General features: G+C 73.4%; 22 protein-coding genes, 1 pseudogene and 1 riboswitch. Of the genes and pseudogenes, 12 read left to right on the forward strand and 11 right to left on the reverse strand.

Annotated elements, in window-relative coordinates:
* Positions 1 to 17: 17 nt before the first annotated feature.
* On the reverse strand, positions 18 to 1,355 hold the full coding sequence (locus ACWDRR_RS24515) for an aminotransferase class I/II-fold pyridoxal phosphate-dependent enzyme (protein ID WP_449774345.1): 1,338 nt from the start codon (positions 1,353 to 1,355) through the stop codon (positions 18 to 20).
* A gap of 34 nt (positions 1,356 to 1,389) precedes the next feature.
* On the opposite strand from ACWDRR_RS24515, the gene ACWDRR_RS24520 reads away from it, so the two are divergent.
* The 6 genes from ACWDRR_RS24520 (at position 1,390) to ACWDRR_RS24545 (ending at position 7,085) form a co-directional block, all read left to right on the forward strand.
* Positions 1,390 to 2,052: a pyridoxamine 5'-phosphate oxidase family protein gene (locus tag ACWDRR_RS24520; RefSeq protein ID WP_449774346.1), complete on the forward strand. Its 663-nt coding sequence runs from the start codon at positions 1,390 to 1,392 to the stop codon at positions 2,050 to 2,052.
* Between the two features lie 13 nt (positions 2,053 to 2,065).
* Positions 2,066 to 2,689 (forward strand): FMN-binding negative transcriptional regulator, encoded by a 624-nt coding sequence (locus ACWDRR_RS24525; RefSeq protein WP_449774347.1) that lies wholly within the window; start codon positions 2,066 to 2,068, stop codon positions 2,687 to 2,689.
* 125 nt (positions 2,690 to 2,814) lie between these two features.
* Positions 2,815 to 4,227 (forward strand): sugar porter family MFS transporter, encoded by a 1,413-nt coding sequence (locus ACWDRR_RS24530; RefSeq protein ID WP_449774348.1) that lies wholly within the window; start codon positions 2,815 to 2,817, stop codon positions 4,225 to 4,227.
* Between the two features lie 132 nt (positions 4,228 to 4,359).
* Positions 4,360 to 5,061 carry a dienelactone hydrolase family protein gene (locus tag ACWDRR_RS24535; protein WP_449774349.1) on the forward strand — a complete coding sequence of 234 codons (702 nt, stop codon included), beginning with the start codon at positions 4,360 to 4,362 and terminating at the stop codon, positions 5,059 to 5,061.
* Between the two features lie 112 nt (positions 5,062 to 5,173).
* Positions 5,174 to 6,451, forward strand: a complete 1,278-nt coding sequence (locus tag ACWDRR_RS24540; protein ID WP_449774350.1) for an MFS transporter — start codon at positions 5,174 to 5,176, stop codon at positions 6,449 to 6,451.
* A 100-nt stretch (positions 6,452 to 6,551) separates the two neighbouring features.
* Positions 6,552 to 7,085 carry an HAD domain-containing protein gene (locus ACWDRR_RS24545; protein ID WP_449774351.1) on the forward strand — a complete coding sequence of 178 codons (534 nt, stop codon included), beginning with the start codon at positions 6,552 to 6,554 and terminating at the stop codon, positions 7,083 to 7,085.
* Here the strand turns inward: ACWDRR_RS24545 and ACWDRR_RS24550 are convergent.
* Positions 7,063 to 7,851 (reverse strand): CPBP family intramembrane glutamic endopeptidase, encoded by a 789-nt coding sequence (locus ACWDRR_RS24550; RefSeq protein WP_449774352.1) that lies wholly within the window; start codon positions 7,849 to 7,851, stop codon positions 7,063 to 7,065. The genes ACWDRR_RS24545 and ACWDRR_RS24550 overlap by 23 nt on opposite strands.
* A 199-nt stretch (positions 7,852 to 8,050) precedes the next feature.
* Here ACWDRR_RS24550 and ACWDRR_RS24555 point away from each other — a divergent pair, with 199 nt between their 5' ends.
* Positions 8,051 to 8,701, forward strand: coding sequence for a TMEM175 family protein (locus tag ACWDRR_RS24555; protein WP_449774353.1), 651 nt, complete (start codon positions 8,051 to 8,053; stop codon positions 8,699 to 8,701).
* A 39-nt stretch (positions 8,702 to 8,740) separates the two neighbouring features.
* On the opposite strand, the gene ACWDRR_RS24560 is transcribed toward ACWDRR_RS24555, so the two are convergent.
* On the reverse strand, positions 8,741 to 10,246 hold the full coding sequence (locus tag ACWDRR_RS24560) for a glutamate--cysteine ligase (RefSeq protein ID WP_449774354.1): 1,506 nt from the start codon (positions 10,244 to 10,246) through the stop codon (positions 8,741 to 8,743).
* 368 nt (positions 10,247 to 10,614) lie between these two features.
* On the opposite strand from ACWDRR_RS24560, the gene ACWDRR_RS24565 reads away from it, so the two are divergent.
* Positions 10,615 to 11,187, forward strand: coding sequence for a hypothetical protein (locus tag ACWDRR_RS24565; RefSeq protein WP_449774355.1), 573 nt, complete (start codon positions 10,615 to 10,617; stop codon positions 11,185 to 11,187).
* Between the two features lie 349 nt (positions 11,188 to 11,536).
* Complete coding sequence (locus ACWDRR_RS24570) at positions 11,537 to 11,728, forward strand: DUF5999 family protein (RefSeq protein WP_329490880.1); 192 nt, start codon at positions 11,537 to 11,539, stop codon at positions 11,726 to 11,728.
* Between the two features lie 99 nt (positions 11,729 to 11,827).
* Here the strand turns inward: ACWDRR_RS24570 and gcvP are convergent, their stop codons facing one another.
* Positions 11,828 to 14,728 carry an aminomethyl-transferring glycine dehydrogenase gene (gene gcvP / locus ACWDRR_RS24575; protein WP_449774356.1) on the reverse strand — a complete coding sequence of 967 codons (2,901 nt, stop codon included), beginning with the start codon at positions 14,726 to 14,728 and terminating at the stop codon, positions 11,828 to 11,830.
* A 239-nt stretch (positions 14,729 to 14,967) separates the two neighbouring features.
* Positions 14,968 to 15,071, reverse strand: a riboswitch (glycine riboswitch).
* A gap of 223 nt (positions 15,072 to 15,294) precedes the next feature.
* On the opposite strand from gcvP, the pseudogene ACWDRR_RS24580 reads away from it, so the two are divergent.
* The 3 genes and pseudogenes from ACWDRR_RS24580 to ACWDRR_RS24590 form a co-directional block, all read left to right on the forward strand.
* Positions 15,295 to 15,669, forward strand: a pseudogene (locus tag ACWDRR_RS24580) (PRC-barrel domain-containing protein); the annotation flags it as partial.
* Entirely contained in the window at positions 15,658 to 16,641 is a 984-nt protein-coding gene (locus tag ACWDRR_RS24585) for a YsnF/AvaK domain-containing protein (RefSeq protein WP_449774365.1), read from the forward strand. The pseudogene ACWDRR_RS24580 and the gene ACWDRR_RS24585, both read left to right, overlap by 12 nt.
* Positions 16,642 to 16,783: 142 nt before the next feature.
* Positions 16,784 to 18,274 carry an MFS transporter gene (locus tag ACWDRR_RS24590; protein WP_449774357.1) on the forward strand — a complete coding sequence of 497 codons (1,491 nt, stop codon included), beginning with the start codon at positions 16,784 to 16,786 and terminating at the stop codon, positions 18,272 to 18,274.
* Positions 18,275 to 18,416: 142 nt separating this feature from the next.
* On the opposite strand, the gene ACWDRR_RS24595 is transcribed toward ACWDRR_RS24590, so the two are convergent.
* The 7 genes from ACWDRR_RS24595 to ACWDRR_RS24625 all read right to left on the reverse strand — a co-directional run bounded on the left by ACWDRR_RS24595 (position 18,417) and on the right by ACWDRR_RS24625 (position 24,971).
* Positions 18,417 to 19,838, reverse strand: coding sequence for a DNA polymerase IV (locus tag ACWDRR_RS24595; protein ID WP_449774358.1), 1,422 nt, complete (start codon positions 19,836 to 19,838; stop codon positions 18,417 to 18,419).
* A 52-nt stretch (positions 19,839 to 19,890) separates the two neighbouring features.
* Entirely contained in the window at positions 19,891 to 20,619 is a 729-nt protein-coding gene (locus tag ACWDRR_RS24600; protein ID WP_449774359.1) for a SanA/YdcF family protein, read from the reverse strand.
* A 90-nt stretch (positions 20,620 to 20,709) separates the two neighbouring features.
* Complete coding sequence (locus tag ACWDRR_RS24605) at positions 20,710 to 21,354, reverse strand: MerR family transcriptional regulator (RefSeq protein WP_449774360.1); 645 nt, start codon at positions 21,352 to 21,354, stop codon at positions 20,710 to 20,712.
* Between the two features lie 255 nt (positions 21,355 to 21,609).
* Positions 21,610 to 22,086 carry a bifunctional nuclease family protein gene (locus tag ACWDRR_RS24610; RefSeq protein WP_449774361.1) on the reverse strand — a complete coding sequence of 159 codons (477 nt, stop codon included), beginning with the start codon at positions 22,084 to 22,086 and terminating at the stop codon, positions 21,610 to 21,612.
* 74 nt (positions 22,087 to 22,160) lie between these two features.
* Entirely contained in the window at positions 22,161 to 22,931 is a 771-nt protein-coding gene (gene ftsR / locus ACWDRR_RS24615; protein WP_449774362.1) for a transcriptional regulator FtsR, read from the reverse strand.
* Between the two features lie 104 nt (positions 22,932 to 23,035).
* The gene (locus tag ACWDRR_RS24620; RefSeq protein WP_402386947.1) at positions 23,036 to 23,578 is read right to left on the reverse strand and encodes an FHA domain-containing protein; all 543 of its coding nucleotides are present in this window, start codon (positions 23,576 to 23,578) and stop codon (positions 23,036 to 23,038) included.
* Positions 23,579 to 24,131: 553 nt separating this feature from the next.
* A complete protein-coding gene (locus ACWDRR_RS24625) occupies positions 24,132 to 24,971 on the reverse strand; it encodes a DUF881 domain-containing protein (RefSeq protein ID WP_449774366.1) in 840 nt (279 codons plus the stop codon).
* Positions 24,972 to 25,180: the final 209 nt, after the last annotated feature.

Below are 25,180 nucleotides of genomic sequence, written 5' to 3' on the forward strand. Positions count from 1 at the left end.
CTCTGTTACCGACCGGTTCAGATCAGTCGGGATTCGGAACCGCCCGTTCCCAGAACGGCCGCCAGATCGTCGGCCAGCCGCCGCGCGTCGGCCGGGTCCAGCCGGGCGACGGTAATCCGCAGGCCGGGCCCGGACTGCAGGCGGAACCGCGCACCCGGCGCGACGACCCAGCCGCGCTGCACCAGCGCGGCGAGCACGGTGGTCTCGTCCGGGACGGGCACCCAGACGTTCAGCCCGCTCGCGCCGTGCGCCCCGATGCCGCGGGCGGCCAGTTCCCCGAGCAGGGCGTCCCGCCGCACCCGGTAGGCGGCGGCCACCCGCGCGGCCGGCGCCGCGTCGGTGCGCCACAGCTCGGCGACCACGCACTGCAGCAGATGGCTGACCCAGCCGGCCCCGAGCCGCTGGCGCCCCTGCACCCGCCCGATGGTGTCCGCGTCCCCGACCGCGAAGGAGAGCCGCAGGTCCGGCCCGTACGCCTTGGCCGCCGAGCGCACCACCGCCCAGTGTGCGGACCCGGCCCCGACCAGCGAGTGGAACGGCTGGTCGACCATGCCGTGCCCGTGGTCGTCCTCGATCAGCAGCACCCCGGGGTGGCCGGCCAGCACGGCGCGCAGCGCGGCCGCCCGGGCGGCGGTGACCACCGCGCCGGTCGGGTTCTGCGCCCGGCTGGTGACGACCACCGCGCGGGCGCCGGCCGCCAGCGCCTCGGCGAGCGCCTCCGGCAGCGGGCCCTCGTCGTCCAGCCGGACGGGGGCGGCCCGCAGGCCGAGGGCGGGCAGCAGGTCCATCAGGCTGCCCCAGCCCGGGTCCTCGACGGCGACGGCGTCCCCGGGGCGCAGCCGGGTCGCGAGGATCCGCTCGATGGTGTCGAGCGAGCCGGAGGCGACGGCGATCGGCGCGTCGGGCAGGCCGTCGGCGCGGAAGCCCGCCCCGGCGAGTGCCAGCAGCCCGGGGTCGGCCGACGGGCGCCCGTACAGCACCGGGTCGCGGCGGGCGGCCTCGGCCGCGGCGGCCAGGGCCGGGGTGAGGTCGGGGAGCAGCGCCGGGTCGGGGTTGCCGTTGGCGAGGTCCCGGGCCTCCGGCGGGACGGGCAGCCGGATCTGGTCGCGCGGGGTGAGCGCCGGCCGCGGGCGGATGCGGCTGCCCTTGCGGCCGGCGGTCTCGATCACCCCCCGGTCGCGCAGCAGCCGGTAGGCGGCGGCGACGGTGTTGGGGTTGACCCCGAGTTCGGTGGCCAGGTCACGCAGCGGGGGCAGCGCGGTGCCCGGCGCGAGCCGTCCGCTGCTGACGCCCTGCTCGACGTCGGCCGCGATTTCGCTGGCGCGCCGTCCCTTGATCGGATAGTCTCCTAGCACAAAAGCGATTATGCACTAGTACATAGAGGTTGTCATGTCAGGCAGCGCCGCGTCCTACTCCCGCACCCCGCGAACCACCCCGACCCGCTACAAGGACCGCGCGACCTGGGAGCAGGACGCGATCCACGCGATCCTCGACAGCACCTACCTCTGCCACCTGGGTTTCGTCGCCGACGGCGCCCCCGTCGTGCTGCCGACCATCTTCGCCCGGGTCGGCGACCGCCTCTACATCCACGGCTCCACCGGCAGCCGGCCGCTGCGCGGCGCCAAGGGCGACCAGGGCCTGCCGGTCTGCGTCACCGTCACCCTGGTGGACGCCCTGGTGCTGACCAAGTCCGCGTTCAACCACTCGATCAACTTCCGCTCGGTGGTCGCCCACGGCACCGCCCACCAGGTCACCGATCCGGCGGAGCTGTCCGTCGCCCTGGACGCGCTGGTCGACCAGACCGTCCCCGGGCGCTCCGCCGAGGTCCGCCCGGCCAACGCCAAGGAGCTGGCCGCCACCGCCGTCGTCCGGCTCGACCTGGACGAGGTCTCCGCCAAGACCCGCGCCGACGGCGCCGACGACGACGAGGCGGACCTCGACCTCCCGTACTGGGCCGGCCTGGTACCGGTGACCACGGTGTACGGCGCTCCCGTGCCGGACGCCTCCACCACCGTGCCGCTCCCCGCGCACCTGCGCGACCTCGCTCGCTGACGGAGGCCCACCGATGCTGATCAGGTCCTGGGACCGGGGTGACGAGGCCGAGTGGCGCGCGTGGCTCGCGCAGGGCCGCGACTTCGGCCTGCTCGCCGCCAACGGCCTGCCCGGCCAGGGGCCCGTCCTGGTCCCCACCCACTTCCTGCTGGACGTCGAGCGCGGCGAGGTGCTGCTGCACCTCGCCGCGCCCAATCCGCTCTTCGCCGCCGTCCGCGCCGACCCCGAGGTCACCCTCGCGGTCACCGACGACTACGCCTTCGCCCCCGGCCACTGGCGCGGCGAACCGGGCACGCCCACCAGCTACTACGCCTCCGTCCAGTTCGCCTGCACCGCCGAGATCGTCGAGGACGCGGCCGGCAAGGCGGAGATCCTCAACCGCCAGCTGGCGCACTTCCAGCCGGAGACCCCGGCCACCCGGGTCACCCCCGGCGAGGAGCCGTTCGGCCGGCTGCTGTCGGGTCTGCGCGGGCTGCGGCTCACGGTCCGCACGGTGCGCGCCAAGTTCAAGTACGACGACAAGAAGACCGTCGCGGAGCAGCAGGCCCTCGCCGACCGGCTGGCCGAGCGCGGCCAGGGCCTGGACGCCGCCGTGCGCACCCAGCTCCTCCGGCGTAACGCGCGGCGCACGGGGTAGCAGGGCTGACGCCAAGTCACCCGATCGGCTCGATTTCGGGCGAATCCGGAACGCTGCTGATCGAATGTGTGACGAATCCTGCCCACTCGGCCGTGCCGGCGGGCCCGTCCACTCGGGGAGCGCGCGTGTCCACAGCCACATCCCGTCCGACCTCCGGCGAATCGCATCTCGGACACGTCGTCTTCATCTCGGCGGCGGCCGCGATGGGCGGCTTCCTGTTCGGCTACGACAGCGCCGTGATCAACGGCGCGGTGACCGGCATCCAGAAACACTTCGAGGTGGGCAACGGCGAGACCGCGTTCGTGGTGGCCATCGCCCTGCTCGGCTCGGCGGCCGGCGCGGTGGCCGCCGGCCGGCTCGCCGACCACTTCGGCCGGGTGCGCACCATGCTGCTGGCCGCCACGCTCTTCGCGATCAGCGGCATCGGCTCGATGTTCCCGCCGAGCATCCAGGTGCTGGCCACCTGGCGCGTGGTGGGCGGTATCGCGATCGGCATCGCCTCGGTGATCGCCCCGACCTACATCGCCGAGGTCGCGCCCACCGCGTACCGCGGCCGGCTGGCGTCCTTCCAGCAGATGGCGATCGTGCTCGGCATCACCGTCTCCCAACTCGCCAACTGGGCGCTCAACCAGGCCGCCGGCGGGGACTCCACCGGCCACCTCGGCGGCATCCAGGCCTGGCAGTGGATGCTCGGCGTCGAGACCGTCCCGGCCCTCGTCTACGGGCTGATGGCCCTGGCCATCCCGGAGTCGCCCCGCTACCTGATCGCCGACCACCGCGAGGAGCAGGCCCGCAAGGTGCTGCTGGAGGTGGAGGGCGAGGGGGTGGACCTCGACGCCCGGGTCGCCGAGATCCGCGCGGTGCTGGAGTCCTCCCACAAGCCCCGGGCCAAGGACCTGCTGGGCGGCCGCTTCGGGCTGCTGCCGATCGTCTGGGTCGGCATCGGCGCCTCGGTGTTCCAGCAGTTCGTCGGCATCAACGTGATCTTCTACTACTCTTCCTTCCTCTGGCAGTCCGTCGGCATCAACGAGTCCAACTCGCTGCTGATCAGCCTCTCCACCTCGATCGTCAACGTGGTCGGCACGGTGGTCGCCATGGTGCTGGTCGACCGGATCGGCCGCAAGCCGCTCGCGCTGGCCGGCTCGGCCGGCATGGCGCTGGCCCTGGGTACCGCCGCCTGGGCGTTCTCCTTCCGGCAGGGCACCGGAGACACCGCCACCCTGGACGACACCTACGCCACCGTCGCGCTGGTCGCCGCGCACGTCTTCGTGTTCTGCTTCGCCTTCTCCTGGGGCGTGGTGGTCTGGGTCCTGCTCGGCGAGATGTTCCCCAACCGGATCCGGGCACTCGCCCTGTCGGTCGCCGCCTCCGCCCAGTGGCTCGCCAACTGGGCGATCACCGTCACCTTCCCCGACCTCTCCGACTGGAACCTGTCGGCGACGTACGTCATCTACGCCTGCTTCGCGCTGCTCTCGATCCCCTTCGTGGCCTTCTGCATCAAGGAGACCAAGGGCCGGGCGCTGGAGGAGATGGGCTGATCCACCGCACCGCGCCGACGCGGCTTCCCGGGGCCCGCGCCACCGCGGGCCGGCCCCGGGGAGCCGCCGGCACCGCACCTCCCCGCAGCCCCCGCCGCGCCGCGCGCGGCCCGTCCCCACCGAGAGGAAGCCATGCCTGAGCAGGGCGGCTCCCGGCAGAACGTCACCTTCCCCAGCAACGGCCGTACGGCCCACGGCTACCTGGCCCGCCCGCCGCAGGGCGTCGGCCCCGGTCTGGTGGTGGTCCAGGAGTGGTGGGGGCTCACCTCCCACGTGGCCGCGATGGCGGACCGGTTCGCCGCCGAGGGCTTCACCGTCCTCGCCCCGGACCTCTTCGGCGGCGCGACCACCCACGACAGCGCCGAGGCCGCCCGGCTGAAGCGCGAGCTCCCGGTCGAGCGGGCCGTGGTGGACCTGCGCGGCGCGGTCGGGCACCTGCTCGGCCTGGACGGCGTGGTCGGTGACGCGGTCGGCGTGGTGGGGTTCTGCATGGGCGGCGGCTTCGCCCTGCTGCTGGCCGCCGCCGAGGGCGACCGGGTGGCCGCCGTGGTCCCGTTCTACGGGCTGCCGCCCGACCCGGACTTCGACTACCGGGGCCTCACCGCCCATGTCCTGGGGCACTACGCCGAGCACGACCGCTCGATCCCGATGGCCGCCGTCGACGAGGCGGCGATCCGGATCGGCGAGGCCACCGACGTCCGCCCCGAGATCCACTTCTATCCGGCCGGACACGCCTTCATGAACGACGAGAACCTGCTCGGCAGCTACGACCGGCTCCAGGCCGGGACGGCCTGGCGGCGCACGCTCAGCTTCCTCTGGGGCCACCTCGGCTGACCGGGCCGCCTGCCGAGCCGCCCGCCCCCGGGTCCCCCCGGATCCCCCGGCCGCCCCCGTAAGGCCCGAAAAGCCGCTGGACAGCTGACACATCCCCGGGCATAGTCGCCGGGTGCAGAGCCAACCCCCACCCCCGCACCGACGCCGCTTCCCCTGGGCCGGCCGCAACTTCCGCATCCAGACCGCCGCCACCGTCGTCAGCGGCCTCGGCAACGCCGGCGCCCCGATCGCCACCGCCTTCGCGGTCATGGAGAGCGGCGGCTCCACCGCCGAGGTCGGCTACGTCACCGCCGCCCGGCTGGTCCCGGTCGTGCTGCTGCTGATGATCGGCGGCGCACTCGCCGACCGCCTGCCGCGCCACCACGTGATGGTCGCCGCCAATCTGTTCAGCGCCGTCTCCCAGGCCGTGCTGGCCGCGCTGGTCCTGGCCGGCCAGGCGCAGCTCTGGCAGTTGATGCTGCTCTCCGCGGCCGGCGGCGCCGGTCACGCCTTCTACGCCCCGGCGTCCGAAGGCATGATCATGCAGAGCGTGGCGGCCGAGCACGCCGGCCGGGCCTTCTCGGTCTTCCGGCTGGCGCTCAACTCGGCCCAGATCGGCGGCATGGCGCTCGGCGGGGCCCTCACCGCCGCCGTCGGCCCCGGCTGGGTGCTCGCGGTGGACGCCGGCTGCTTCCTGGTCGCCGCCGCGCTGCGGTTCTTCCTGGAGGCCGAGGCCGCCGCCCCCGCCGCGCCCGGCGGCGGCATGCTGCGCGACCTCCGCGAGGGCTGGCAGGAGTTCGCCTCCCGTCGCTGGCTCTGGGTGATCGTGCTCCAGTTCGCCGTGCTGATGGCCTGCATCACCGCCGTGGACGCCGTGTACGGGCCGATCGTCGCCGAGCAGCGGCTGGGCGGCGCGCGGGACTGGGGCCTGGCGCTCGCCGCGCACGGGGTCGGCCTGGTGGTGACCGGGCTGGTGATGGTCCGCTGGCAGCCCCGGCGGATCCTGCTGATCGGCAACTGGGGCGTCTTCCTCTTCGGCGTGCCGGCCCTGGCCCTCGCGCTGGCCGCGCCGCTGCCGGTGCTGGTCGCGGCGATGTTCCTGTCCGGCGCCGGGGTCACCGTCTTCGGCGTGAACTGGATGGTCGCCCTGCAGCAGGAGATCCCCGTCGAGATGTTCTCCCGGGTCTCCGCGTACGACCACCTCGGCTCGCTGTCGCTGGCCCCGGTCGGCACCGCGCTGGCCGGCCCGGCCGCGGGTGCGCTGGGCCTGACCGGCGCGCTCTGGGCCTGTGCGGCGCTCTGCCTGCTGCTCAGCGCCCTCGTCCTGCTGGAGCCGCAGGTCCGCCGGCTCTCCCGGCGCTCCGCCGCCGCCCCCGCGCCGCAGTTGGGCGAGCCCGCCGCCGTCCGCTGAGCGCCCCGTGCGCCCCCGCGTGCGCCCTCCGGTGGGCAACCACCGGCGGACGCTGATCGTCCGACCAGGTGACGACGAGGTCTTACCTGGGGGGCGCCCGGTGCCGAAGCCACTGCTGTTCCTGGATGTCGACGGAGTGCTCAACCCGGTCTGTCCGAGACCCGAGGCCGGGTTCGACGTGCACGCCCTGCTCGGCTACAGCGTCCTGCTCTCCGCCCGGCACGGCGAGTGGCTGCGCGAGCTGGCCGGGACCTACCAGCTGGTGTGGGCCACCACCTGGGAGGAGGAGGCCAACACCCATGTCGCCCCGGTGATCGGGCTGCCCCGGCTGCCGGTGGTCCGCTTCGCGGGCTACGTCCCGCAGCCCGGGGATCCTCGGGTACCTCTGATGGAGCTGTTCTCCGCCCACAAGTGGGCCCCGCTGCTGCGGTACGCTGCCGGCCGGCCGTTCGCCTGGATCGACGACGTCATCCCGGCCCGGCTGGTCCGCAACGCGCTCTGGCGCCGCGACCGCGTCCTGCTGCCCATCGACCCGGGCCAGGGCCTGGAGCGCCGTCACGTGGACCGCCTGCTCGCCCGCCCGCCGCGCGCCCTGGCCGTCCGGCCGCCGGTCAGCCGGTGGGCAGCCAGCTGACGTGGCCGGCCAGCAGCGCGTACCCGACGAAGGCCACCGTGTCGATCAGCGCGTGCGCCACCACCAGGGGCATCACCCGCCCCCAGCGCCGGTACAGCAGGCAGAACACCGCACCCATCACCATGTTGCCGACCAGCCCGCCCACCCCCTGGTACAGGTGGTACGAACCCCGCAGCACCGAGCTGGCCACCAGCGCGGCCGGCCACGACCAGCCCAGCTGCCCGAGCCGGCGCAGCAGGTAGCCGAGGACGACGACCTCCTCCAGGACGGCGTTCTGCCAGGCGGAGGCGATCAGCACCGGGATCCGCCACCAGACGTCCGGCAGCCCGGACGGCGCCACGGTCAGGTTGTAGCCGGCCGCCTGCGAGGCCAGGTAGAGCGCCAGCCCGGTGCCGCCGATCGCGGCCGCGACGGCGGCGCCCCGGCCGAGGTCGCGCAGCTTCTGCCCGAGGTCGAAGCCGAGCACCCGCAGCGTGACGCCCTCGCGGACCAGCAGGTAGCCGACCAGCACCACCGGCATCAGGCCGCGCCCGATGTAGTAGAGCTGCCAGGCGAGGTCCAGCCAGGGCCGCCCCGGCGCCCGCGAGGAGTTGAGGGTGGCGACCTGCTGGCCGAGCTTGAGCGTCTCGGTCAGCGAACCCGTGAAGCTGATCAGCGCACCGATGCCGCTGGCCCCGAGCGAGAGGCCGAGGACGATCAGCAGTTCCACGCCGAGCAGCCGGCGCGTGGGCCGCGCGGTCTCCGGTTCGGTCGGGGCGGTGGTCACGGGGTGCTCCAGCGGTCCGGCGTCGCTCCGGCCGTCGGCCGACCGCCGGAGCGGTCATCCTTCCACAGCCTCCGTCGGCCGCGGCGGAGTGGACCGCCGGACCGCCGGGCGCGGTCCGGCGCAGGGGCGGCCCGGCCGCGGTGCGGCGGCCCGCGCGTCCCGCCCGGGTTCGCGCCGGTCCGCCGTCTACCGTGGGCGCATGGTGGCCACCGAGGCGGGCGCTGCCCGGGACGACGCCGGTGACGACGGACGGCCGGACCGGCTGATCGCCCTGTCGGACGGGATCTACGCGATCGCGATGACCCTGCTCGTCCTGGACGTCCGGGTACCGGACGGGCTCGACCAGCAGGGCCTGCGGGACGCCCTGGACGACCTCTGGCCGAAGCTGAGCGCCTACGTGCTGAGCTTCTACATCCTGGCGGCCTTCTGGCTGGACCAGCGCCAGGTCCTCCGGGGGGTGCGGCGGGTGGACGGGCTGGTGCTGCGGCTGACCCTGGCCGGCCTCGGCCTGATCGCGCTGCTGCCGTTCCCGACCAGCCTGCTCGCGGAGTACCACCCGCAGGACGAGGCGGTGGTCCTCTACGCCGTCGTGATCATCCTGATCGTCCTCCAGCACCTGGCCCTGCTGCTGACCATCCGCCACCGCGGGCACGCCGGGCCGGCCGCCGACCGGCGCACCACCCGGCTGGTGGTGGCGGACATGGGGGTGACCGTCCTGGTGTTCGGCGCGTCGCTGCCGATCGTCCTCGCCGTCTCCCCCCGCGCCGCGCTGTACAGCTGGCTGGCCCTCGTCCCGCTGAAGGCGGCCGTCGGCCACCGTCGCCACCGCGCCGAGCGCGGCGGCTCCTGAGTCCTCCCGCCGGACCCGGCGGGATCCAGCAGGCGGGAGCTACCCGACCGGCCAGGTGTGCACCGGCTCCCCGGCCCGCATGTACTCGATGTAGCGCCGGGTCATCGCCGCCAGCGCGGCCGACCGGTCCATCCCGAACTGCTCGCGCAGCCGGTGGAAGGTGGCGCTCTGCCAGGAGGCGCCGTTGACCCGGCGCAGGCAGCGCTGCTCGATGATGCCGAGGTAGCGGTCCCGGTCGGCGGGTTCGACGCCCCACTCGTCGAGGCCCTGGTAGGCCATCGGCAGCAGTTCGTTCAGCACCAGGTCGACGGCGGAGACGGTGGCCAGGCCCCCGCCGCGCCCGGCCCGGCCGTGCCGCGGCCACTGGAAGACGGCGTCGATCCCGTACCGGGCGGCCTGCTGGAAGTTCTCCTCGGCCCGCTCGAACGGCAGCCTGCTCCAGATCGGCTTCGACTGCTCGGCGAGCACCCGGACCAGCCCGTAGTAGAAGGCGGCGTTGGCCAGGGTGTCGGCGACGGTCGGGCCGGCCGGCAGCGCCCGGTTCTCCACCCGCAGGTGCGGCACCCCGCCGCTGACGTCGTAGACCGGGCGGTTCCAGCGGTAGATGGTGCCGTTGTGCAGCCGCATCTCGGCGAGCCTCGGGGCGCCGCCGGAGGCGAGCACCTTGGCCGGGTCCTCGTCGTCGCAGATCGGCAGCAGCGCGGGGAAGTACCGCAGGTTCTCCTCGAACAGGTCGTAGGCGGAGTCCACCCAGCGCTCGCCGAACCAGGTGATCGGCCGCACGCCCTGGGCCTTGAGCTCCGCCGAACGGGTGTCGCAGGCCTGCTGGAACAGCACCGGCCTGGTCTCCCGCCACAGCTCCCGGCCGAACAGGAAGGGCGAGTTGGCGCCGAGCGCGAGCTGCGCCCCGCAGATCGCCTGGGCGGCGTTCCAGACCGAGGAGAACCGCTCGGGGGTCACCTGGAGGTGCAACTGCAGCGAGGTCGCGGCGGCCTCGGCGACCATGGTGATCGACTCCAGCTGGAGGTGCTCGACACCCTCGATGTCCAGCGTGATGTCCTCGCCGCGGGCGGCCAGGATCTGGTCGCTGAGCAGGCTGTACCGCTGGTTGTGGGACATCGCGTCCAGCCCGGTGTGGTCGTGCTCCAGGGTCGGCAGGATGCCGACCATCACGATCCGCGCTCCGGCCTCGGCGGCCCGCCGGTCGGCGTAGCGCAGCCCGGTGTCGATCTCCTCGCGCAGCTCCTCGAAGACGTGCCCGCAGAGCCGGTGCGGGGCGATGTTGACCTCGATGTTGAACTGGCCCAGCTCGGTCTGGAAGTCGCTGGAGCCGATCGCGCTGAGCACCTGCGCGTTGCGCATCACCGGCAGGCCCTGCTCGTCGGCCAGGTTGAGCTCGATCTCCAGCCCCATCACGGCCCGCGGCCGGTCGAAACGGTCCTCGCGCAGCATCCGCCCCAGTGCGTCCTGGCAGGACTGGAGCTTGCGGCGGTACAGCTGCCGGTCCGACAGGTCCGCCCGCGTCGCCACGACCTTCTCGCCCATGATCCCCTCCTCCTGAGCGGCCGGCCGACCGACCGTGAAACCATCATGCCCACCCCGAAGATCGATACCCGATTGCTTCGAACGGCTTGCAATGCAAGGGAACTGATGGTCTTTCAGCACATCCGTCGACTTGCCCGGCGCCACCGCCTGTGATAAACAGGTCACCCTGTGCACCTGTTCGATAGAATTCGCACTGCGCCCAAGGCCGGCCCGCTGCCGCTCCGCACACCCTCGTCGACGGCAGCGGCGGTGCCCGCACCGCGATCATGCACAACCGGACACGGCCAGGTCCCGTCACCGACGACACACCGCGCCATGCCGGTATGCCGCACTCGCACGCCGATCTCGCACGGAGAGGCGACCCCGCCATGACTCTGCAGACCCCCCAGCCCCCGCCCAGCGCCCTGCGCGCGGTCCTCGCCGCGCTCGACTCGGAGACCGCGCTGCGCCAGCCCGCCGCCGCCGCGCTGCGTCATCCGACCGGCCCGCTGCTGCCAGCGCATCCGCTCGCGGTCCACGTCCTGGACGGGCCGCGCCCCGAGCTCACCGCCGCCCGGCGGACGGGCTGGCGCTTCCTGATCAAGGACGGCGCCGAGGTGGCCGCCGCGGCCGAGGTGGTCCAGGGCGCGGAGGGCCACGCCTTCTCCCACTTCACCGCCGGGCCGTACCTGGACTCCACCGTCCGGGCACTGCGCCAGGCCTGGCAGCTCGCCCAGACCTCACGGGCCCGCCAGCAGCCCCGGCTGCTCACCTTTCCGGGCCAGTACGCCACCGCGCTCTGGCTGCACAGCCCGGACACCGGCCCGGACGCGGACCAGCTGATCCCCCTGGCCCCGGCCCCGCTCGGCGTCACCGCGCACCGCGCCTACCCCGCCGCCGATCTGCTGCCCGTGCTCGCCCGGGCCCCGCTCGCCAGGCCGCTGCTGCTCGGCTCCTCCTGAACGCTCCCCCGTCACCCCCGCACCGCCCGTACCCACCCGGACGGGTCATCCGGCATGGCCGATTCGAGCCAGCCGCCCGATGACCCGTCCGGCGGCTATTTCCGCCTGCCGCCACCTGAACGGGTGATCTCTGCCCGGTAGTTGTGGCGCATGTCACGAAATTGCTGCGCGAGCGCCCCCGGATGCCGACACTGGGAACCAGCGTGGAAGGACCACCTGTCCTACCCACTTGAGCGCCGGCCCACACCTGGCCCGGCGCCGGACAGGATCCGACTACCGCGGCGGCTCCCGCCGGTCACCCGGCGGCGCCGCACCACGGGGAGGATCGCCAAGCGAAGCGAGGGTACGTATGTGCCAGCACCGTCCTGAGTGCCCGTCGGCGGAGTCCGAGGACCGCGAGGCGGCCGTACCGGTGGCCTGCCACCCGGAGCAGGGCTGGAGCCTGCTCTGCAACGGCGTCCTGGTGTTCGAGGACACCGGCGAACTGCTGCCCGACGGCCGGGTGATCGCCCCGCGCCGTCCCGTCGCCCACGCCGCCTGACCGGCCGGCGGCGGAGCGGCCGCCGAGCGACGCAGGACAACGGGCAGGGCCCCGGCGGAAGAGGTTCCGCCGGGGCCCTGCCGTACTACCCCACCTCGTTCAGACGCCGTACTCGTCCAGCGGCGGGCAGGAGCAGACCAGGTTGCGGTCGCCGTACGCGCCGTCGATCCGGCTGACCGGCGGCCAGTACTTGTCCGCCGGGTTCACGCCCGCCGGGAAGACGGCCTCCTGCCGCGAGTAGCCGTGCGCCCAGTCGCCGGCCAGCGCGCCCGCGGTGTGCGGGGCGTTGCGCAGCGGGTTGTCCTCGGCCGGCCACTCGCCCGAGCCGACCTTCTCGATCTCGGCCCGGATCTCGATCATCGCGTCGCAGAACCGGTCGATCTCGTACAGGTCCTCGGACTCGGTCGGCTCGATCATCAGGGTGCCGGCCACCGGGAACGACATCGTCGGCGCGTGGAACCCGTAGTCGATCAGGCGCTTGGCGATGTCGTCCACCGACACGCCCGTCTCCTTGGTGAGCGGGCGCAGGTCGATGATGCACTCGTGCGCGACCAGGCCGCCGGGGCCGGTGTAGAGCACCGGGAAGTGCGGGGCCAGGCGCTTGGCGATGTAGTTGGCGTTCAGCACCGCCACCTGGGTGGCGCGCTTGAGGCCCTCGCCGCCCATCAGCCGGACGTACGCCCAGGAGATCGGCAGGATGGCCGCCGAGCCCCACGGCGCGGCCGAGATCGGGCCGACGCCGGTGGCCGGGCCCGCCTCCGCCTGCAGCGGGTGGTTCGGCAGGTACGGCGCGAGGTGCGCGCGCACCGCCACCGGGCCGACGCCCGGGCCGCCGCCGCCGTGCGGGATGCAGAAGGTCTTGTGCAGGTTCAGGTGCGAGACGTCCGCGCCGAACTTGCCCGGCTTGGCCAGGCCGACCAGGGCGTTCAGGTTGGCACCGTCCACGTAGACCTGGCCGCCGGCCTCGTGCACCAGGGCGCAGATGTCGGTGATCTGGGTCTCGTACACGCCGTGGGTGGACGGGTAGGTGACCATCAGGACCGCGAGGTTGTCACGGTGCTGCTCGATCTTCGCCTTGAGGTCCTCGACGTCCACGTCGCCGTCGACCAGGGTCTTGACCACGACCACGCGCATGCCGGCCATCACGGCGGAGGCCGCGTTGGTGCCGTGCGCGGAGGACGGGATCAGGCAGACGTCGCGCTGCGCGTCACCGTTGGCGTGGTGGTAGGCGCGGACGGCCAGCAGGCCGGCCAGCTCGCCCTGGGAGCCGGCGTTCGGCTGGATCGAGACGGCGTCGTAGCCGGTCACCTCGACCAGCTGCTGCTCCAGCTGGCGGATCAGGGTGAGGTAGCCCTGGGCCTGGTCGATCGGCGCGAACGGGTGCAGCTGGCCGAACTCCGGCCAGGTCACCGGCTCCATCTCGGTGGTCGCGTTGAGCTTCATGGTGCAGGAGCCCAGCGGGATCATGCCGCGGTCCAGCGCGTAGTCGCGGTCCGACAGGCGGCGCAGGTAGCGCAGCATGGCGGTCTCGGAGCGGTGGCTGTGGAAGACCGGGTGGGTCAGGTACTCGTCCTCGCGCAGCAGCGCGGCCGGCAGCGCCTCGGCGCTCTCGGCGGTCTCGACGCCCTCGACGCCGAACGCGGCCCAGACGCCCGCCAGGTGCTCGCGGGTGGTGGTCTCGTCGGTGGAGACCGAGATCCGGTCCTCGCCGTCCTGGTAGACGTTGATGCCGTGCTCGCGGGCGGCCTCGGCGATCGCGGCGGCGCGGCCGGGGACGACCGCGGTGACGGTGTCGAAGAACTCGCCGTGCAGCAGCTCGACGCCGCCGGCGCGCAGGCCCTCGGCGAGGGCGGCGGCGTAGCGGTGGGTGCGGCGGGCGATGTCGGCCAGGCCGTCCGGGCCGTGGTAGACGGCGTACATCGAGGCCATCACGGCGAGCAGCACCTGGGCGGTGCAGATGTTGCTGGTGGCCTTCTCGCGGCGGATGTGCTGCTCACGGGTCTGCAGCGCCAGCCGGTAGGCGCGGTTGCCGTCGGCGTCGACGGAGACGCCGACCAGGCGGCCGGGCAGCGAGCGGGCGTACTCGGCGCGCACCGACAGGTAGCCGGCGTGCGGGCCGCCGAAGCCCATCGGCACACCGAAGCGCTGCGAGGTGCCGCAGGCGATGTCGGCGCCGAGCGAGCCCGGGGACTTCAGCAGGGTCAGCGCCAGCAGGTCGGCGGCGACGGCGACGATCGCGCCGAGGCCGTGGGCCTGCTCGATCACCGCGGTGAGGTCGCGGACCACGCCGGTGGCGCCCGGGTACTGGAGCAGCACACCGAAGACACCGCGCTCGGCGATCTCGGCCGGGATGCCGGCCGAGAGGTCGGCGACGACGACCTCGACACCGGTCGGCTCGGCACGGGTCTCTATCACCGCGACGGTCTGCGGCAGGGTCTCGACGTCGACCAGGAAGACGCCGCCCTTGACCTTGGTGACGCGGCGGGCCAGGGCCATCGCCTCGGCGGCCGCGGTGCCCTCGTCCAGCAGCGAGGAGCCGGAGGTGGGCAGGCCGGTCAGGTCGGAGACCAGGGTCTGGAAGTTGAGCAGCGCCTCCAGGCGACCCTGCGAGATCTCCGGCTGGTACGGCGTGTACGCGGTGTACCAGGCCGGGTTCTCCAGGACGTTGCGCAGGATCACCGGCGGGGTGAAGGTGCCGTAGTAGCCCAGGCCGATCATCGGCTGGAGGACGGTGTTGCGACCGGCGAGCTCGCGCAGCTCGGCGAGGACCTGGGCCTCGCTGCGGCCGGCGGGCAGGTCCAGGCCGGTGATGGAGCGGATCGCCTCGGGTACGGCGGTGGCGGCGAGCTCGTCCAGCGAGCCGTAGCCGACCTGGGCCAGCATCTTCTCCTGCGCCGCGGCGTCGGGGCCGATGTGGCGGTTCTCGAAGGGGCTGGCCTGCTCGAGCTCGGTGAGGGTCGCGGGTGTGGTGGGGCGTCCCGCGTTCGGCTGGGCGTTCATGGTGGTCGAGGCCTCCTGGTCACGGACCGGCGGGGGTACGCACGCCGGACGGCAAGGCCGCTGCGGACGACAGCGGACAGACCTGGGCGGACGAACCCGACAGGCCTCCCCCTCTGTCATCGGGACCTGAGAGCTTCACCCGCGCGGAGCGCTGTGGCGCCCCGCCGGCTTGCACCGTCGGTGAGGGTGGTGCCCGCCGGCTCCCTCGCCGGCAGTCCTGCCCTGCTTTCCAGAGTGACCTATCCCACACGGTACGGATGCCTGAGAGATTCCGGGGAGGAGTTGCTCCTTCGGCGCCCCGACCAGCGGTTTCCGCTCTCGGGGACTCTCCCGAGCGGGCTCGGCGGTCGCGCCCAGGGTACCAGCGGGAGGGCCTTCGATCACGGGTGCGTCCGGTCACGGAAGCGAGCGGTCCGTGACCCGTACGGCGCAGCTCCGGGCCCGTCCGGCCCCGCCCCGGTCGCGCGTGTCCGCTTCATGGCTTTTGGTGTGAAGTGGCGGATGGGACGGGCGGGCCGGCCGCCGGCCTGCGGGCGTTCCGCAGGCGCAGCGCACTGGAGGAAAGAGTGCAGACCGATATCGACCCCCGAGACCTCATCGGCCACAAGGCGGTCGACCGCAACGGAGACAAGATCGGCACGGTCGACGAGGTGTACCTGGACGACGCCACCGGACAGCCCGAGTGGGCCGCCGTCCGGACCGGCATCTTCGGCCGGGACGCCTTCGTCCCCCTGACCACGAGCGAGTTCTCCGGCGACGAACTGCGGGTGCCCTACGACAAGTCGCTGGTGAAGGAGTCACCGGACTTCGGCGTGGGCCAGCACCTGTCACCCGCCCAGGAGCTCCAGCTCTACCGCTACTACGGGCTGGACACCCGGCTGGACGGTCAGCCGTCGGCCGGTGACGGCTCCGGCTCCGAGCCGGCCGACCTGGACTTCGGCGCCGTACCGGCCGCCGCCCCGGCGGCAGCGGCGGGCACCGCGGCGGCCGCCGCCGTCGCCGCGCCGAAGCCCGCGAGCCAGCCGGCCGCGCCGAAGCCCGCCGACCGGCCGGCCGCCGCGGCCCCGGTCAAGCCGCTGGCCTTCCACTCGGCCGACAGCACACCCCCGTCCCCCGCCGTCACCCCGGCCGCCGACCTCGGCAAGCCGTCCGAACCCGCCACGGAGGCCAACGTGCGGACCCTCAGCACCCCCGCACCCGCCGCCCCCTCGGCGCCCGCCGCACCGGAGCAGCGCCCGTCGGCGGCTCCGCTGGTCGCCGGCCACGACGGCGCCGCCGTCGCGCCGGCGCCCGAGGTCGCGGCGCCCGGCACCACGGGCCCGGCCTCGTCGGCCCCCAACGGCCCGGTGGAGATCACCTGCCGCGAGGAGCGGCTGGACATCACCACCGAGTGGCACGTGCTGGGCACCGCGAAGCTGCGCAAGTACGTGACCAGCGAGGCGGTGGAGCGCCGGGTGCCGGTGGTCCGCGAGCGGGTCCGGGTGGAGCGGATGCCGGTCGGCGAGGCGGAGCGGGCCTCGCTCAGCGACAAGGACATCGCCGAGGCGGTGGAGGAGGTCACGCTGCGCGAGGAGCGTCCGGTCGTGCGCAAGTACCTCGCCCCGATCGAGCGGGTCCGCCTGGTGGTCGAGCGCTACACCGCCGAGGAGGTGATCCGGGACGAGCTGCGGCGCGAGCACGTCGAGGTGCACGACAACACCGCGGCCGCCTCGACCCCGGCCCCCTCCTCCGCGCACTCCCCGGCCGCCTCCCCGACCGCCTCCCACTCGGGTACCGGCTCGGGTACCGACGAGCACGCGCGCGCCGGAGAGGGCCTCGGTGGACCGTCGGGCCTCGGTGGACACCCGGGCGCGGACGGGCACGCGGGCGCCGGCGACCCGTCCCGACCTGCCCCGTTGAGGCCGCTCGCCTGACGGCGGAACACAGGGACCCCGGACCTCCACGGTCCGGGGTCCTTCGACTTTGCCAAAGCTTCACCGATCGATATTTGACACACTGAAGTATCTCCCTGCATGGTTACTTCAGTTCATTCACTATGTACGGGAGGAAGCAACCGTGAGTGAGGCACCACAGCCCACCACCGCGGCCGAGAAGCAGAGCAGCGCCCGGGTCCTGCCGGCCCTCATCCTGGCGATGCTGTCGTTCAGCGTGGTGCAGACCGCGGTCGTTCCGATCCTGCCCTCGCTGGCCAAGGAGCTCAGCGTCTCGGGCTCCAGCATCACCTGGCTGATGACGGCCAACCTGCTGTCCGCCGCCGTGCTCACCCCCCTGCTGGGCCGCTTCGGCGACCTGCGCGGCCGTAAGCCGATGCTGCTGATCTCGCTGGCCGGTCTCGTCGCGGGCTCGGCGCTCGCGGTCAGCACCCACTCCTTCACCTGGCTGGTCGTCGCCCGCGTCCTCCAGGGCGCCGGCGGTGGTGTGCTGCCGCTGGCCATCAGCATCGTCCGCGACGAGCTGCCGAAGCAGAAGGTCACCGGCGGCGTCGCCGCCATCAGCGCCTCGATGGGTGTCGGCAGCGGCCTCGGCCTGGTCGCCACCGGCCTGCTGCTGGAGCACTGGAGCTACAAGTCCATCTTCTGGATGGGCCTGGTCTTCGGCCTGCTCGCGGTCGCACTGGTCGCCTTCCGGGTGCCCAGCGACCCGGTGACCGACAAGGAGGGCGGCGCCGACCCGCTCGGCGCGATCACCCTGGCCGGCTGGCTCTCCGCCCTGCTGGTCGCGGTCAGCCAGGGCAACACCTGGGGCTGGACCTCCACCAAGACGCTCGGCCTGTTCGCCGTCGCCGCCGTGGTCGCCCTGATCTGGGGCGTCATCGAGGTCAAGGTCAAGCACCCGCTGGTCGACATGAAGATGATGTCCCGTCCGGCCGTCGCCTTCACCAACCTCGCCGGCCTGCTGATCGGCTTCGGCATGTACGGCTCGTTCATGGTGATCAGCAACTTCGCCCAGACCCCGGAGAAGTTCGCCCACTACGGGTTCACCGCGACCGTGCTGCACGCCGGCGTCATGCTGCTGCCGTCGGCGCTCGGCTCGATGGTCGCCGCCCCGGTCGGCGCCCTGCTGATCGCCCGCCGCGGCCCGCGTCTGCCGCTGGTCCTCGGTGGCGTCCTCGGCGCCGTCGCGATGGCCTACCTGGCCGTGCGCCACAGCCACGAGGCCGACATCTACACCGCCTCGGCGATCTTCGGTCTCGGCATCGGCCTCGCCTTCTCGGCGATGCCGGCCTACATCAACGGCGCCGTCCCGGTCGAGCAGAGCGGCATCGCCAACGGCATGAACGCCGTGCTGCGCACCGTCGGTGGTGCGATCGGCACCGCCGTGATGGCCGCGATCCTCACCGGCGACACCATGAAGCTGCCGATCCCGATCGCGCTGCCCACCCTGGACGCCTACAAGCACGCGTTCTGGGTCGCCGCCGCGGTCTGCGCGGTCGCCGGTGCCGTCCCCTTCCTGATCCGCAGCATCAAGCCCGCTGTCACCGTCACCGGTGGCAACGCAGCGGCGGACCTCGGCTCCAGCCCCGAGCTGGCCAAGACCGACGCCTGACGAGGCGTCCGCCCCCGCGCCCAGGGACAGGGCGCGGGGGACCGGTCCCCGAACGGTCGACGAGGGCATCGCGACCGCCAGAGGCCCGGCACTGCACGCGGCCCCACCCGGCCCCCCTGCCGGGTGGGGCCGCTTCGTGCGTTCAGCCCGCCGCCGGACCGCCGTCCGGGCTCCCGGCCGCGTCCCCGTCCCCGGCCCCGTCCCCCCGCAGCGGCAGCGGACGGGCCGGCTCCAGCGCCGGGTCCTCCACCGCGAAGGTCCGCACCCGGCCCGGCCCGCTCCACGGCGTCTCGAACCGCACCGTCACCCGGCCGACGCCGCTGCCCTGCACCCACCCCGGCCCGAACTCCGCGTGCCGCACGTCCTGCCCGGGCATCCAGTGCCGCACCGCGGGCGCCTCGGGCTCCGGGCCGTCGTCCTCCTCCGCCTCGGCCTCGGCCGCCCCCGGCTCCCCCGCCTCCTCCCGGCCGGCCTGCGCGAAGAGGTCCTCCTGGGTGTAGTCCGCCAGTTGCGAGACCCCGACACCGAGCAGCCGCACACCGCCGGTGATGTCCACCTGGGAGGCCAGCCGGCGGGCCGTCTCGACGATCACCGCCTCCTCGTCCGTCGGCCCGCGCAAGGTCTCCGAACGGGTCAGCGTGGAGAAGTCGAACCGCCGTACCTTCAGCACCACGGTGCGCCCCGACCGCCCGGCGGCCCGCAGTCGCCGCACGCACCGCGCGGCCAGGACGTCGACCTCGCGCAGCACCCGGTCCCGGTCCGCGAGGTCCACCTCGAAGGTGTCCTCCACCGACACCGACTTGGCGTCCTGGTCGGCCACCACCGGCCGGTCGTCCAGCCCGGTCGACATCTGGTGGACGCCCGCACCGTGTGCCTTGCCCAGCAGCTGCACCAGCTCGGGCTCCCCCGCCTCGGCGAGATCGGCCACCGTGTTCAGCCCCGCCCGGCGCAGCACCTGCTCGGTGGCCGGGCCGACGCCCGGCAGCGCCCGCACCGGCATCGGCCCCAGCACCGTCCGCTCCTGCCCCGGCTCGATCAGCACCAGCCCGTCCGGCTTGGCCTGCTCCGAAGCGATCTTGGCCATCAGCTTGGACCCGGCCGCCCCGACCGAGGCGGTCAACCCGGTGCGGCGGTGGATGTCCGCCCGGAGGTCCTCCGCGAGAGCCAGCACCAGCCGCTCCCCCGTCGCGTGGTCCGCCGCCGCCAGCGCCGGGCCGTAGGGGCCCGCCTCCAGGTCGACGAAGGCCTCGTCCAGGCTGAGCGGCTGCACCAGCGGCGACAGCTCGCGCAGCAGGCCCATCACCAGCTCGCTCACCGCCCGGTAGGCCTCGAAGCGCCCGGTCAGGAAGGCCGCGTTCGGGCAGAGCCGACGCGCCTGCGCCATCGGCATCGCCGAGTGCACCCCGAACTTCCGCGCCTCGTACGAGGCGGTGGAGACCACCCCGCGCCCGCCCAGACCGCCGACGATCACCGGCTTCCCGCGCAGGCTGGGCTTGGCCGCCTGCTCCACCGCCGCGAAGAAGGCGTCCATGTCGAGGTGGATGATGCTCGGCAGTGACCGCACCCGCCGATCATGCCGCAAGGGTCCGACAGTGCGGCCGAACCCCGCCGCCGCCTCAGCCCGGCACCGCACCCGCGTCGGCCAGCGCCTTCGGGATGCCGTCCTCCCGGGGCCCGAGGAAGAACGGGTCCGGCCGCAGCCAGGCGTTCAGCACCGCCTTGCCCGCGCCCGGGATCTCCCGCAACCCGCCGTACAGCCAGGTGGCGTCGTGCACTTCCGGCACGCCGACCGCGTACGCGTCGATTCCGGCCGCCTCGCAGAGCGCCAGCGCCCGCCGGACGTGGAAGTCCTGGCTGACCAGCACCGCCCGGTCCACCCCGAACACCCGGTGCGCCCGGGTGCAGGAGTCCCAGGTGTCGAAGCCCGCGTAGTCGCCCACCACCCGCACCGGCGGCACCCCGTGCTCGATCAGGTACTGCCGCATCGCGTCGGTCTCGTCATAGCTGTCCCGTCCGTTGTCGCCGGTGACCAGGATCGCCCGCACCTTCTGCTCCCGGTACAGGTCGACCGCCGCGTCCAGCCGGTGCGCCAGGTACGGCGACGGCCGGCCCTCGAACAGCCCCGCGCCGAACACCACCGCAACCGGCGCCGTCGGCGCGCTCTCCACCGTGCCGACCCGGTCCCCCGCCGAGGCCCACAGCCAGGCGCTCGGCGCCAGAGCCAGTGAGCAGACCACGGTGACGAGTTGGAAGATCCTGCGCTGGGTGCGCCGGCGCCGCAGCCGAACGCCGAGCCGCAGCGCCCGCCGCCGCAACAGGCCGGGTATTCCGGAGCCGAACCGCACGTGCCCTCCCTTGATCGATCCACCAGGCACGACGAGGCCGCGGGCCCGGACGGTTCCCCGTCCGGGCCCGCGGCCTCGTCAGTACGCGGCTCAGACCGCCCGGTTGCGGCGCTGCGCCAGCTCGTCCCCCGGGTCGTGCCCGATCACGGTCTCACCGGTGTCGGTCCGCTCCGCGTGCAGCCGCCCGAGGGCCAGCTCCAGCTCCCGCCAGACCGCGCCGACGGCGATGCCGAAGACCCCCTGACCGCCCTTCAGCAGATCGACCACCTGCTGCGGCGTGGTGCACTCGTACACCGTCGCGCCGTCGCTCATCAGCGTCAGCCCGGTCAGGTCGCCGCCCTCGGCGGACTGCAGATGGGCGACCGCCACCCGGATGTTCTGCAGGGACACTCCCGCGTCCAGCAGCCGCTTCACGATCTTCAACAGGAGGATGTCGCGGAAGCTGTACAGCCGCTGGCTGCTCGCCGGGTAGACCGAGCGGACGCTGGGCTCCAGCAGCCCCGTCCGGGCCCAGTAGTCCAGCTGGCGGTAGGTGATCCCGGCCGCCGCGCAGGCCGTCGGGCCCCGGTAGCCGATCAGCTCGGAGGTGGGCGCGAGCCGCTCGATGGCCGGCTGGCCCGGCTGGACGGCCGGGAACCGGCCGACCCGGGGCAGTTCAGCCACGCTGCGGGCGGCGCGGGGCATGTGCACGGTGCACAGGCCTCCCACGGCCGCTTCATCGCCGGTGCCGGTCATGCCTACCTCCGTCCACTCGTCCTGCGGGCAACCCAGACTGCGGGCGACAGGCACCCGGGCAGCCACTCCTGACGGTAGGCAGTCCCCTATGACCCGTCAACGATCGCCACGCCGGGCAGGACAAACCGCGTCACTCAGGAGAGTGGTTTTTCGTGCCCCTAGTGTGGGTAAGTGGACGCTATTTGGCAAAATGGACGAACGTATTCGGCACGATGGCGGCCTCCGGCCCCACCACCGGTCCGCACCGGGTCCGCGCTACTGCGGCGCGCCGCCGCCGAAGTCCTCCGGGGACACCTGGTCGAGGAACTCGCGGAACTTCTCGACCTCGTCCTCCTGCTCGTCCGGGATCGCGATGCCCGCCTCGGCGAGCACCTCCTCGCTGCCGTAGATCGGCGTACCGGTCCGCAGCGCGAGCGCTATCGCGTCGGACGGCCGGGCGCTCACCTCGACCCCACCCGTGAACACCAGCTCGGCGTAGAAGACGCCCTCGCGCAGGTCGGTGATCCGCACCTCGGTGAGCTGCTGGCCGAGCGCCTCCAGGACGTCCTTGAAGAGGTCGTGCGTCAGCGGGCGCACCGGCGTCATGCCCTGCTGGGCGAAGGCGATCGCGGTCGCCTCGCCGGGACCGATCCAGATCGGCAGGTACCGATCGCCCCCCACCTCCCGAAGCAGCACGATCGGCTGGTTGGAAGGCATCTCCACCCGGACACCCACGACGTCGAGCTCATTCACACACGCAACCCTATGGCCCTCGACCCGGATATGAAAGCGCAGAGCCGACGGCGCTGGTCAGCGGGGTCGGCGCGTCACGAGCGGGGCCGCAGACCGGCCTGCACCATGGCGGCGTGCAGCCGGACGGAGAGCGTGGCCAGCTCCCGCGCGGTGGCCTCGGCGTGCGCCCGGGTCTGCGGGTTCCGGTGCCGGCGCAGGGGCGCCACCACCTGCTCCACCAGGGCGATCTCGCGGTCGGCGGCGGCCTTCATGGCCCGCAGGTGGCGCGGCTCCAGCCCGTACCGGCCCAGCTCCGCGACCAGCCGGGCCACCTGCAGCGCCTCACCGTCGTAGCCGCCGTCCGACCCGGCCGCGACCAGCCCGTACGACTCCCACTCGACCAGCTCGCCCTCGCCCGCCTCGGCGGCGGCCAGCAGCTCGGCCCGGCCCAGCCGGACCCCCGTCGAGGCCTCGGCGGCCGCCACCAGCTCGCGGTCCGCCTCCTCCAGCGGCCCGGGCCGGGCCTCGGCGGCGGGCAGCGCGGGTGGGGTCTCGCCGCGCTCGATCGCGTCCAGGTGCTCGCGGATCACCCGCAGCGGAAGATAGTGGTCACGCTGCATCCGCAGCACGTAGGCCAGCCGCTCGACGTCGGCCGGGCTGAACTTGCGGTACCCCGACGGCGTGCGCTGGGGCTCGACCAGGCCCTCCGCCTCCAGGAACCTGATCTTCGAGATGGTGACCTCGGGGAAGTCGTCCCGCAGGAAGGTCAGCACCGCGCCGATGCTCAGCAGCTCCTCGCCGCCACGCCGTCGGCCGCCCCCGGCGGGCCGGTCCGGGCGGACCGGCTGCCTGGGGGCCGCGACCACTCCCCGCGCGCCCTGGTCCGACTGCGGACCGGACGACGCGGGGTTGGCCGCCCCGAGAGATGTAGGAGTGTTCGCGCTCACTCGGGCTCCTGCCGACGTTGGTTTCAGTACCCCCGGTGGTGGCTGGCGAAGAACACCAGCCGGTACTTCCCGATCTGCACCTCGTCGCCGTTGTTCAGCGGCACCTCGTCGATCCGCTCACGGTTGACGTACGTCCCGTTCAGGCTGCCGACGTCGGCGACGGTGAAGCCGCCGCCCGGCGTCCGGCGGAACTCCACGTGCTTGCGCGAGACGGTCACGTCGTCCAGGAAGATGTCGCCCTGCGGGTGACGCCCGGCCGTGGTCTTGTCCGAGTCCAGCAGGAACCGGCTGCCCGAGTTCGGGCCGCGCTGGACGATCAGCAGGGCCGAGCCCGGCGGCAGCGCGTCGATCGCCGACAGCACCTCCGCCGACAGCGCCGGCGTACCGGTGCCGGTGGTGGTGTTGGGGTCGTAGGACTCCAGGCCGGAAATCGAGATGGTCGACGTGGTCTCCGCCGCCCCCTCGGGCAGCGCGCCACCGCGCAGCGCCGTGCCGCAGTTGGAACAGAAGCGGGCCGCGGCCGGGTTCTGGTTACCGCACCTGGGGCACGGAGTGGGGCCAGCCATGTTCACAGCCTCCTGGCGCGGCACACCCGAAGGGTTGTGCCCGGCGTACGGGTCCGGGGCAAACCCTCCACCAGAGGTTGAGGGTCCTGACGGGAAACCTATGCGCGGGGCGCCGGAGGGGTCAACCGACGCGCCGTAGCCCGCCGGATTGCCCGCGTACCGGGCGTCGGCACCGTCCCGGAACATCGGACGCTCGGCGTACTCGACGCCCTCGGGGGCGGGACGCATGCCCGGCACGGCGGGCTCTTCGTCGGCCCGGCGGTGACGCGCGGTGGGTGCCTCCACGGCAGCCGCGTCACGGCCCTTGTTACGACCGAACAACTTCGAGAAGAAACTCACGGGCGAATCCCCTTGCGTGTGACAGACCCGCCCGCGGGGCAGGGTGAGAACCTCGGACAGGCTGCGGGCCCGGTCGCGGATCGGGCCTGCTGGAGTGGTACTCCGACGTGTGGTGTTCCGGCTTGTACTGGTGCGGACCAGTCTCGCCCACCTGACGGCGGAACCCCGCACCGGGGGGCGCCCGCAGATGACGGACCGTTCGGCAGGTGCCTCGTCACTTCGGAGCCGGCTTGGCGTACTGCGGCGTCTTCAGGTCGACGAGGGCGTCGACGAGCACCTTCTGCTGCGGGGAGATGGTCGCGCGGGCCTGATGACTCTCAAGAGTACGGACCACACCTCCCGGAATGTTCAGCGCGGGTGTGAGGTCCTGCGGGTTCCCCACCACGGTGAAGCGATAGGGCTGCGAGACCTTCTTCCCGTCGATCTGCACACCGCCGCCGGACACGTCCGTGAAGTAGGTGTCGACCACCACGCGCACATCGTTGATCTGAATCGCCTCCGCCCCCGCCGCTCGGAGTTCCTGCAGGGTGTCCAGCAGCATATCCGCCTTCACCTGCCCTTGGGGATCATCGACCGTCAGTACGATGCCCGGACCAGTGGCTTTGACGGTCCCGGCGAGCACGCCGAGCTCCGTCACCTTCTTCCTGGTCTGCTCCTGGGCTTCCTTGGCCTGGTTGGAGCTGTTCTCCAACTTGGCCAGGGACTGCTCCAGCTCCGCCTTCTCCTGCTGGAGACGCTGCTGGCGGCCGTCCAGTTCGTCGAGGATCCGGACAAGATCCTCCTGGCGCGCGCCGCGCAGCTGGCTGTGGTGGTCGTTGGTGGAGCGGACCTGGATCGCCAGGGCCAGGCCGAGCGAGAACAGCAGCACCGCGACGACCAGTTGCCCGCGCGAGAGCCGCGGCGGCCAGAGGGCCGCCTTGAGCCGCATCCGGCCCGCGCTGCGGTCCTCGACCGGCGCGGGTTCCGGCTCGGGTTCCGGCACGGGCGCGGGTTCCGGCTCGGGCGCGGGCTCGGGTTCGGCTGCCGTCTCGGGTGCGGGTTCCGCCTCGGACACGGGCTCGGGCTCGGGTGCCGGCTTCGGCTCCTCGGCCTCGACCTCGGGCTCCGCCTCGACCCCAGTGTCGGTCCCGACGTCCACCGTGGGCCCGGCCGGTCGCCCGGCCGCCTCCTCCGGCTCCGGATCTGCCGCCGCCTCGGGCGCGGGCACCGCCGGCGTGGCCGGCGTGGCCGGCGTGGCCGGCGTGGCCGGCGTGGCCGGCGTGG

It is taken from the genome of Kitasatospora sp. NPDC003701 (genome assembly GCF_053587085.1).